At 51.3% G+C, this 2,310-nt stretch carries 2 protein-coding genes; one reads left to right on the top strand and one right to left on the bottom strand.

Features of this window, described 5'->3' with window-relative positions; translation table 11 throughout:
* Positions 1–934 (bottom strand): enolase C-terminal domain-like protein (locus AC1DUO_RS21580; RefSeq protein ID WP_477988675.1); only part of this gene is annotated, 934 nt, incomplete at its 3' end.
* 309 nt (positions 935–1,243) lie between these two features.
* Here AC1DUO_RS21580 and AC1DUO_RS21585 point away from each other — a divergent pair.
* Positions 1,244–2,310: PTS transporter subunit EIIC (locus tag AC1DUO_RS21585; protein WP_477988676.1), on the top strand; the 1,067-nt coding region annotated here is incomplete at its 3' end.

Below are 2,310 nucleotides of genomic sequence, written 5' to 3' on the forward strand. Positions count from 1 at the left end.
TGTCAGGCGGACAATGCCACGCCAGTAGCACGCCAAAGCTCTGACAGAAATGCGCCAGTTTTAATGCCGGTGTGATGCCGCCGATTTGCGAAACATGGCAGCGGATGAAGTCGATCCGGCGATTGACGATCAGATCTTTCCATTCCGCCGGATTATTAAATAATTCACCGGTCGCCAGCGGCACCGCAGTCTGGCTGCGGATTTGCGCCAGCCATTCGTTCTGGTCCGGCGGCAGAATATCTTCGATAAAGTAAGGCCGGTACTGCTCGACGGCTTTGGCGAACTGCACCGCCTGCTGCGGGAAAAGCCGTTCGTGAACGTCGTGCAGAATGTGGAACTGATTGCCGTATTTTTCACGCAGCGCTTTGAACATCGCCAGCGTGTTGTCGATGTACTGATCCTGATCGTAATACGCACCCGCCGTCGGTTGGCGGGTGCTGTGGAAATCACGCGCATTACCGCCGTAAAAACCTAGCTGGCAGCGGATATGGCGGTAACCTTCAGCCAGCAAGCGATCCACTTCACCGTACACTTCTTCCAGCGTTTCACCGGCCGCATGGCTGTACGCCGTGACGGCATCTTTCGATTTACCGCCAAACAGATGATACAACGGCATATCTGCCAGCTTGCCTTTGATATCCCACAGCGCCATATCAATGCCCGCAATGGCGTTATTGATCACAGGTCCGTTACGCCAGTAAGCGTTCACCATCATCATCTGCCACAAATCTTCGATGTGATTGGCATCGCGGCCGATCAAAAGCGGTTTGAGATATTCATCCACCATCAGTTTGACCGCCAGCGGGCGCTGCTGGAATGTCGCGCAGCCCAGACCGAAAATACCACGATCAGTTTCAATTCTGACCACCACTAAATTATGACGATCAGGGCGCGTTATCTGACATTCGATATGAGTAATCAGCACAGGCTGCATGATAAATCCTTAATAAAGGCCGTAATTCCTTTTCACAAAAAGGCGGCGGGAATATTCGTATAGAGGTTATTTCAACGTATTTTCATCCTGCTTGTAAACCTAAAATTCAGGCTTTTATTTTGGTTTGAAAGCATGGCTGAATATCGCCAAAAAACAGACCAATTTAACCATGATGCACCAAATCAGCACCGATCAGTGAAGTTCTGTGACGGGGATCCTGTTTTATTGGTTTGTTTTTAAAAATATCCCTCATTACACTCCTCTTCACTCAAATAAAGAATAATTCATTTTTTCGTCGCGGGGTTTAGGGTGAATACAGAAATAGTGCTCTCGGTAATTAAACTGGTGGGCGGTGCGGGAAATATTAATAAAGTCTGGCACTGCATGACCCGCCTGCGTTTTGATTTACGCGACGAAAATAAAGTGGCCTGGGATGAGATTAAAAATCTGCCCGGCGTGCTCGGCGCGCAAAGCCAGAGTGATCAGGTGCAAATCATCATCGGACCAAAGGTGAATGTCTGGTACGAGGCCATCGTGTCGCAACTGGATCCGGTGAGCGGCAACGCCGAAACACCAACAGGAAATGTTTCCACAAAAGGAAGAAAAAGCCTGGTATCGATGTTCATGGATACTGTCTCCGGCGTGTTCGGCCCGATCGTTCCGGCCATTGCGGGCGCGGGGATGATTAAAGGTTTACTGGCCGGACTGATTGCCCTGAAAGTCATATCGGCCAAAAGCGAAACCGTGATGATCATCGATTTGATCGCCAGCGGCGTATTTTACTTCCTGCCGTTTTTCCTCGCGGTTTCTGCGGCGAAGATCTTCAAAACCAATGAATATCTGGCCGCTGCCGTAGCCGCCTGCCTGATGTACCCGACATTGATGGACGCGGCGAAAGCACTCGCCAGCCACACGGCCGGGGCACCGACCGCGTTGTATTTTATGGATGTGCTGCCGGTGTCTGTTTTCAACTATTCGGCAAGCGTCATTCCGGTGATTTTCTCGGTGCTGGCGCTGAGTTACATCCATCGCTGGGTCGATAGAATCATGCCGGATGTGCTGAAAACCGTCTTTACGCCGACGCTGACCTTGTTTATCGCGGCGCTGGTGTCACTGACGCTGATTGGTCCGGCGGGGATTTATCTCGGTAAGTTGCTGGCGTTTGGCATCCAGGGATTGTTCGATGTATCGGCGGTGTTTGCGGGCTTTATTGTCGGCGCGATCCGCCCGGTGGCGATCCTCACCGGCATGCATCACGCGATGACGCCAATTGCGTTGCAGAACTTTACCGATCAGGGCTGGGACATGCTGATGCCGATGATGTTTATGGCCAACATGGCGATTGCCGGATCCACCTTTGCGATTTATTTCCACGY

This window comes from Rahnella sp. P4_A8 (genome assembly GCF_056402435.1).